This window comes from Methanosarcinales archaeon (assembly GCA_014859725.1).
In the GTDB taxonomy this organism is placed as follows: Archaea; Halobacteriota; Methanosarcinia; order Methanosarcinales; family Methanocomedenaceae; genus Kmv04.
Genome location: JACUTQ010000109.1, coordinates 1 through 8,099 on the forward strand (window position 1 = coordinate 1; position 8,099 = coordinate 8,099).

Sequence of the window (8,099 nt, forward strand, 5' to 3'; positions counted from 1 at the left end):
GGAGGCAGTGAACGACTTGCGCGGATGGAAAAAGACCTGGAAGATGTAAAAAAGAATGTTGAAGAGATAAAAAAGAAACTGGATGAGATCTGATTATTTATGGAAGCTCCCACTATGCAGAAGATCGTGGACATCGGTGAGGCAATTCGCCATCCTTCGCGGCTGAAGATCATTCATCTGCTGTCACAGCGGGAATGGTATGTCTATGAACTTGCCAAGGAGCTGAAGGTCAGCAGGCAGGTCCTTTATCTTCATTTAAAACGACTTGAAAAGTCAGGATTTGTAGAAGGTGATCTGCGGTTGGAAGAAGACGATATGAGGGCAAAGAATTTTTATAGGCTAAAGGGTTTCAAGGTTGAAGTGGGACTTGAGGACCTTGAGAAGATATTTTAGTTTAACATCTTCTTTATATGGTTCTTTAATATATTAAGGTTAAATCATTTGGTTTGCTGAAACGAATATATGTATGGCATATAAATGCTTCGATAGATTACGATTATTTCATTTGGAACGGAGGATAATAGATAAAAAATCCGATTAGTTGGGAAATTCTGACATTATAATAAAATAGTTTTTACAGGCGACTTCTCTTCTAGATACCCAACTCCAGTATTCTGAGATCGGGACAATTTCTTTCACAACACGCAGCAAATCCAAGCTCAATAAGCAGCGTTTCCCATTGTCTTAGGATAGAAGCAGATCTGCTCGATATCCTTCCTAAAGGTTTGACATCCTCTACTATAGATGATGAGAAATTCAGAAAAGCATCGTCCTTGTATTCCTTTCTGGCAAATAAAAGACCCGATCCTGATCACTTGAGTAAATCTGGCTAGTATGGCCACTAAAATGAAGGATATTCAGACTCGACTTTCAAAGATGTGGTGAAAAACAATAACAATCAAACCAATTTGTGTAGTCCCTATCAAAAGATTAATTCGTTAGCAACCTATTTACCTATAAATTTCCCCAAATCCAGCAAAGAGAACAAGCTGGCTTGTTTTGCATCCATCGCCTCAACCACCAAATCAACCTTTCTACCTGTCTTTTCCTGCACGAGAGCAAGACGAATTCCCTCTAACTCCTCCACAAGCCGTCTAAGGCTCAAGCCAAGATATTTGCACTTCCATGCCAAATATCTGTAGAAAATCATCCCAATAATACACAAGAAAATGTGTGCCCTGATATTGAAATCCTTATGATGATTAATTGGCCCAACCGGAACAAGAAGTACATCATTCAGCAGCTTGAAATCATCCTCGACAAGATACTTCTGGTTGTAGGTCTTTGCTATCTTTTCGGAATGCCATATATGCATATCAGTAAAGACTATAGTTTTTCCAAAACCTGCGTAGCGTAGCTCTTCCCCCTCTTTCCTAATCCATATCTCCAAACTTGGCTTTTTCTTACCTTCTGGTATCTCACCAACCTTATGGCCAAATATTGATCTAAAATCCTTGTGAATGATATCATTGAACTCCCTCTCCACGCTGCTTTTATCCCTCTCCTTTCCCCTGTTGCTCCCAAGCCTCCTCTTCAGGTCTTCAAGCTTTTCCCAGATCTTTGCTTTTCTTTCCTCATAGCTCTTCTTCTGCTTTTTGTACGAGGCTTCGTTGTAGAGAACAACAGTAGTAAACTCCTTCCCAAAAAATTCGTATTTTGTCCGGTAACCGAAGATTTTGTTGCTTTGTGGATTTGTGTATAAATGTTTGTAATTTTCAAGCGGTATATTCAAAAGGTCTTCAGCTTGATTGTGTTTTGCAGAAGCTATAATATGCATTTTTGACAACACGTCTTCAATGTTCACTTGAGAGTTATTGCCCTTGTCAAAAACCAGAATCATGTCTTCAGTTGTTATTTTCAGATTGGTCAACCTTTCAGTAAGTGCATCCAACAATTCAGGGAATATCTTTGAATCATGTTTGTTCCCCTCATAGACTTCATGCATAAATGGTACATTATCTTCAGACACAGCCAACCCCATGCATACCTGTTTCATGTGATTTCTATACTGCTTGTTGTTTCCGTTTTGTGGTAATTCTTCTCCTTTTTTGATGTAGTTGAACCAGTTTGTTTCATCAAGAAAAAGGATTTTGGGTGTTAGGCCTTTTTCGATAAGTACACTGCACAGGTCGTCCTCGATTTTCTTGCTGGTTTCATGGTCTATGTATTTGTAATGGTTGAGGAAGTTTTGGCACGTAAGTTTGTGTGGAAACTTCCACAGTATTCTCAATGAGGATTTGTCGAACCATTTCTGCATGGCATTTTCTGATAGTGCTCCATTGCATCTTCCGATAATGTTCAGAAGGAGGTATTCGCCTACTGTTAAGCCTTCGATTTGCTTTTTGTTGGTGTGTTTGTTTACGATGTCAATGAAGTTCAGTTCATCTGATATGGAGAGGAGAGCTGCTGTTTTTCCATATTGGGAGGATGTTAGTTTGATGTGTGGCAGTTCTTTTGATTTTCTTACGCATTCTATGATAGTATCTGTTGTTCCAAGATATTCTTGCCAGGTTCGTTTAATCTTTCCATCAACCAGACTCCGTTCTGAGGCGTACCAGTAAGTATGACCTTTTAGTTTTTTCTTTTCTAAAAAAACCATAGTGTAATTATAGGGACTAATATTATATATTCTTTTTGCATTATTACATTAGCAATATAGCTTAATTATGATTTGAATAGTTAGGGACTAAGTATATAAATGTGTGACGAAGGCGTAGGACACAGGTTTTTTCAAAAAATTGGACGATTTTCAGTTATCGTTGAAAGTCAAGTCAGAATCTGGTGCTCGCCTGGACTCTGACCACCTTAAAACTGGCGGCAGACGAATTTGGCATAAAGACGGTGGCTGTCATAGGAACTACTGCATTGGGAGGGTAAGGCACGAAAATGGCCTGGACCCACCAAAGTTCTCAATAGATGGATGCAAATTTAGTGAATAAGATTCAGGCTGCTTACTGGGATACGACTACCTTGACCTGTCATATCACCTTCTGGACAGATCTACACGGGACCGCACATGATGTATTTGAACACAGGAGTTACCCGGACCTCAGATTTGAAAGAATTGACAGATAATAAACGCTTTCAGGATTTTGCTGCGTTGGATGCTGTTGATTTGAGGCCTGTTAGAGTTGAAGTGGCGCGTGATTTTAGAGTATATGAAACAGGTGTGGATGTATTAATTAAGCGTGCCCAATTCATTCTGGACAGATATATTGATGCTTTTCCCACAACTATCTTTGATTTATATGGCAGCACCATCGATCCGCGCATTCGACACTGGCAGATGCTCACATCAGATTCACAGACTGTATATGATCCAGTTTTTTTTGTGGTTCAATTTCTGGGTGGGGAACGTCCCTATCAGTAGTATTTGCTTTTACTAATTATAGCATTCCTGCCAATGTGACATAAATCATAAATCTTTATATATTTTGCATTAGGCAACTTTATATTTGCCAAGAACGTTTTTTTATCTGCAATTTGGGTAAATATACAGGAGGAAAATTAATGTTATCGCTCAGAATTCTTGACATACGATGCAAGAAAGGAATTGTAAAAGCAGTAAACTCCAATCCTATTAATAAATGCAATGCTGCTCTGATACCAAATCTCTTCCCAGTGGAGATGAGTTAAGCAGAGGGGATAGTGAAAATAATAATTAATTGGTATACCTATGAAAATCACTGCTTTAATAAAAAAATTTCCTGAAGAAAAAGATATCACAACATGTTCAAGACCATATTTTAATCATTCGATAGAATTTAAAAATATTTTTTCGGCAGAAGAACGGGCTGAAATGCTGGATATTGTAGGCTTAAATGTATTTTTTTTCCCATCAGAGATGATAACTGGCTGCGATCTTTTATCTGACTCTGGAACAACATCAATGACAAATGAACAATGGGCTGCTTTGCATCTTGGAGATGAAGCTTATGGTTCAAATAGAGGTTATTTTTTATTAATGGAACAAATTAAAGAAACTTTTGGAGAGGAGTTTTTTAATGACCCAAACTCTGGAAAGCCTAACGCTTTTATTTTCCACCAAGGAAGACCAAGTGAAGATGCTCTTTTCACAATGGTAGGAAAACTGGGTTCCGGACTTATTATTCCAAGTAATGGGCATTTTGACACCACTAGAGCCAACATAAAGAGTAATAAAATTCAACCCTTGAACCTTTTTTCTCCAGAATTACTAAATGAAAGCTCTGAATCACGTTTTAAGGGTAATATGGATGTGCAGGGATTTAAAAAACTCCTGGAGAAGTCCCACGACAAAATACCTCTGGTATATTTAACCATAACCAACAACACTGGTGGTGGTCAGCCCGTCTCAATGGAAAATATAAGGATAGTTTCTGAGCTTTCTCATAAATATGATATTCCACTATTCTTTGACGCATGCAGATTTGTAGAAAATGCATGGTTTATAAAACAATATGAAGAAGGCATCGTGAATAAAAATATCAACGATATTATTAAAGAAATGTTTTCCTATGTTGATGGATTTACTATAAGTTTCAAAAAAGATGGGCTTTCCAATATGGGTGGGGGACTTTTTCTGAAAGATAATGGCCTATTTATTAAGAAATACCCCGAAATCCCGGATGCATTAATGGGTCACCAGATTATTAAAGAGGGACACCCCACATACGGGGGACTGTCGGGAAGAGATATGATGGCTATTTCGGTTGGTTTGAAGATCGTAACCAAGGAAGAATATTTAAGTTATAGAATAAACCAAGTTAAAGAATTCGGCCAGAATCTTCATAAACAAGGGTTACCAATTTTAACACCAATAGGTGGGCATGCCGTTTATTTGGATGTAAATAAATTCTTTATAGATACAGAAATGAAACCTGAGGATTTTGATGGTATAGCATTTACTGCCATTTTGTTGGCTGCTTTTGGTCATAGAGCAGTTGAACTTGGCTATTTTGCATTTGGTAATTATGATAAAAAGACACAAAGAGAAACGTTCCCAGAAGTAAATTTTGTGAGATTTGCTATCCCAAGACTCAGATACGAAACGCAGGATTTGGACTCCGTAGTAGAGTCTGTAAAAATTTTATATGAAAATAGGAATAAAATTCCCCCAATAAAGGTGACTTATGGCAGGGATCTCTCATTGAGACATTTTAAGGCTAGATTTCAGTTTAAAGATATGGTTAAGTTATATACTGAGTTCCTTTAATTGGACACCTGCACCTGAATAAGAATACAGAAATTCATTAAACCAACAACGTTACCAAATATTAGAGCATCATCCAGATGCTTTTCGGATTTGAATCATAGGTCCGTCTGCTTCATATATGAATATTATCTTATGATCAGCATTTGACATCACCATGCTATCCAGGACTGGCAGCTAGATATCCTTTATGGCCACCACATTGCTGTCTTCATATGTCAGATCTTCAACCACGGTTCTAGGAAACGTGACTGCAGTAAGAACTGGAATATTATAAAGTAGGATTGGGATATCTTTCTGGGTTGTCTTACACTTCACCATGAGATCATATGCTGGTGAAACGTATAAATTCGTTGCCTCCAGCAATACCAATCGAACATCAGCTTCAATGCCTGTGGCTTCAGCCTGAGTCTAGCTTAATCGTGAGAAAAATTAATGCTGTTGTAATTATAATAAATTATAAATATTATTAATGAATATTTTATTATAATAGGGTTAATAATCCATAAAAGGACGGCAGATTCATTTAGAAACAAAAACAAACAAATAACTTGTTTCCGATATAATCAAGTAATATATCTGAATATAATTTGGGGTGGAGAATTGTCAACCAAGCAGATGAAGGGAGAAATTAACGAACTTGGCCTTTTATTTCAGTATGGTAAAAGGGTCCAAAAAGAAGTCATAGGAAGAGAGATCGAAAAAGAACCCTCTCCAATGGCTAAGAAAATCCGTGATCTTTTCTTTGAAACAAGCTCTTCAGTGTCAATGGAGTTTCCCTATTGGTACACCAGGAGATGGACGAAACTGGAAGGTGAAATCCGAATTATTAGACGAGCAGAGGCCCTCAAGGCTGCTTTCGCCCATTTAACTCCTGCCATATTCCCAGGAGAATTATTGGTGATGGGGAAAACGCACTATCTCAGAGGATCCTATCCCATGCCCTGGTTATCAGAGTCATACTTCATGAGTAGAGAGGATGAGATGTACAGGGAAGCATTGGAGGCAGGAAAACTGAGTTCAGATATGGTAACCAAATGGGGGAAGGGCGGCGGCAATGTTACTGAGAGCGGGGGGAACATTATCTCTATAGCTGGTAAATTTGGATTGAGAAAGGAAGAACTGCCAATCCTTATCAAAACTGCCAAAATGTGGAAGCACAAATCTGTTGAAGACATAGGTCACAAGTATGAACAGATGGTCCCCGAATACAAAGAAAAGGAAGCCATAGTATTGACATGAGAGAAATTAATATTCTGCCATTACATCATCTGGGATCATCAAAGTATGATCTCCTTAATTTTAAATATTATTATAAAGAAAATCTAATAACACCAACACCTATACAAATGAAAACGATCAAAAAAATCTTCAGCGATCACTCAATCGAATGCTATATCGGCAGCAATACACCTTTTTAGGATTTAATCTCGTCAACGAATTCAATCCTAAATACAGGGACTAGAAGGTAATCAGCCTGCAGACCGCCTGGATCAGATCAACAAAAAACATTTGCTTCATACCACCCTTCTATAATCTGATGCAGTCATTCCTCACACACCTCTACACCAGAACCCAGGAAACCATCCATATCCTCGACGACCTGGTCCGCATTCCCACCACAGTACCTCCAGGCCAGCACTACCAGGAGGCTGTGGATTACATGGCCCGCCACCTGGAGGTCCTGGACTTCCAGGTCTAGACAGTACCCATGCCCCGTGAGGTATTCGAAGCAAAGAATCCGGGGCTGGCCCATCTGCAGGATGAGCGCGTCAACCTCTCGGCCTTCAGGGATTACGGGGCAGAGAAGACCTTGCTTATCAATACCCATCTGGACGTGGTGCCGGTAGGGGACGGCTGGACCCACCCGCCCTTTGAAGTGACCGCAAAGGACGGTCTGCTCTTCGGCCGGGGGGTGGCCGATTCAAAGGGAGGGCCTGCCGCCCTCTTGACCGTGCTTGCTGCCGTGGATGAACTGGATATGAGCCCCGCGTACAACCTGAACATCGCCATGACCACCGATGAGGAGGTGGGTCCCTATTCCGGCCTGTGCCACCTGGCAGACCTGGGTAAACTGAAGGCCGACCATTTCCTTAGCATGGACGGTGATATCGATGACATCACCATCGCTGCCAACGGGAATATAGACTGGTAGATCCAGGTACGCGGCAGGTCCTACCACAGCGGCAGCAGTTTTCTCGGTATCAATGCCATCGAGAAATCCCTTTCCCTGATGAACGAACTAATGGAACTGAAAAGGAAGGTAGAGCAGAGGCGCTCTGCCGTACCTCCAAGCCAGGCCACCTCAGCAAAGACCGGTATCCAGACCCTGATCCCGGTATTGAACATAACTATGATAAACGGCGGTGTCAAGCACAATATCGTGCCCGACAGGTGCTCCATAGAGGGCGACCGCCGTTTCATTCCTGAAGAGACATTGGAAGATGTATGTCAGGGATGACCCAGGCTCTGGATCAGACAAGACAGAAGAACCCTGATCAGGACTATACTTTACCTGTGATGAGATCTACGAGCCTATGCTCACCGACATGCACCATCCCTGGGTTCAGGAGGTCAGGCAGGCCGCTGGTGAGATCAGGGGGCCGAGGTAAGAATGGCAGGAAGCCAGGGCAGCCTTGATGTGGCATGCGGCAAGGGTAACCGGCCTGCCAGCCTGCTGCTACGGCGTCGGGCGGCGGACCATGAGCCAACGCACACGGGGATGACGAGAATATCAGAGTAGAGGATCTGGTGGCCTACACCAGGTTCCTGGGGAGGTTGCTCTGCGGTGGTGACGTAGTGTAGCAGGATTCACATTCCTTCGGTCCCCCTACTCTTCGCTATGACTGACCCGATCACAGATATGAACATGTACAATAACTGCGATATATAATTACATAAAATAATG

At 40.9% G+C, this 8,099-nt stretch carries 9 protein-coding genes; 7 read left to right on the forward strand and 2 right to left on the reverse strand.

The features are described 5' to 3' along the window. Positions 1–99: 99 nt before the first annotated feature. Positions 100–393, forward strand: a complete 294-nt coding sequence (locus tag IBX40_09115) for a winged helix-turn-helix transcriptional regulator (GenBank protein MBE0524473.1) — start codon at positions 100–102, stop codon at positions 391–393. Between the two features lie 553 nt (positions 394–946). Here the strand turns inward: IBX40_09115 and IBX40_09120 are convergent. Further along, positions 947–2,599, reverse strand: a complete 1,653-nt coding sequence (locus IBX40_09120; protein ID MBE0524474.1) for an IS1634 family transposase — start codon at positions 2,597–2,599, stop codon at positions 947–949. Positions 2,600–3,016: 417 nt separating this feature from the next. Between IBX40_09120 and IBX40_09125 the strand changes: the two genes are divergently transcribed. Beyond that, positions 3,017–3,370 carry a hypothetical protein gene (locus tag IBX40_09125; protein MBE0524475.1) on the forward strand — a complete coding sequence of 118 codons (354 nt, stop codon included), beginning with the start codon at positions 3,017–3,019 and terminating at the stop codon, positions 3,368–3,370. Positions 3,371–3,676: 306 nt separating this feature from the next. After that, positions 3,677–5,194: a tryptophanase gene (locus IBX40_09130; GenBank protein MBE0524476.1), complete on the forward strand. Its 1,518-nt coding sequence runs from the start codon at positions 3,677–3,679 to the stop codon at positions 5,192–5,194. Between the two features lie 174 nt (positions 5,195–5,368). Here IBX40_09130 and IBX40_09135 read toward each other — a convergent pair whose 3' ends face one another. After that, positions 5,369–5,512 carry a dihydrodipicolinate synthase family protein gene (locus IBX40_09135; GenBank protein MBE0524477.1) on the reverse strand — a complete coding sequence of 48 codons (144 nt, stop codon included), beginning with the start codon at positions 5,510–5,512 and terminating at the stop codon, positions 5,369–5,371. Between the two features lie 282 nt (positions 5,513–5,794). Here IBX40_09135 and IBX40_09140 point away from each other — a divergent pair, with 282 nt between their 5' ends. The 4 genes from IBX40_09140 to IBX40_09155 all read left to right on the forward strand — a co-directional run bounded on the left by IBX40_09140 (position 5,795) and on the right by IBX40_09155 (position 7,652). Further along, a complete protein-coding gene (locus tag IBX40_09140; protein ID MBE0524478.1) occupies positions 5,795–6,433 on the forward strand; it encodes a hypothetical protein in 639 nt (212 codons plus the stop codon). Positions 6,434–6,731: 298 nt separating this feature from the next. Continuing rightward, positions 6,732–6,893: a hypothetical protein gene (locus IBX40_09145; GenBank protein MBE0524479.1), complete on the forward strand. Its 162-nt coding sequence runs from the start codon at positions 6,732–6,734 to the stop codon at positions 6,891–6,893. Positions 6,894–6,902: 9 nt separating this feature from the next. Then, positions 6,903–7,346 (forward strand): M20/M25/M40 family metallo-hydrolase, encoded by a 444-nt coding sequence (locus IBX40_09150; protein MBE0524480.1) that lies wholly within the window; start codon positions 6,903–6,905, stop codon positions 7,344–7,346. Next, positions 7,347–7,652, forward strand: a complete 306-nt coding sequence (locus IBX40_09155) for a peptidase dimerization domain-containing protein (GenBank protein ID MBE0524481.1) — start codon at positions 7,347–7,349, stop codon at positions 7,650–7,652. Positions 7,653–8,099: the final 447 nt, after the last annotated feature.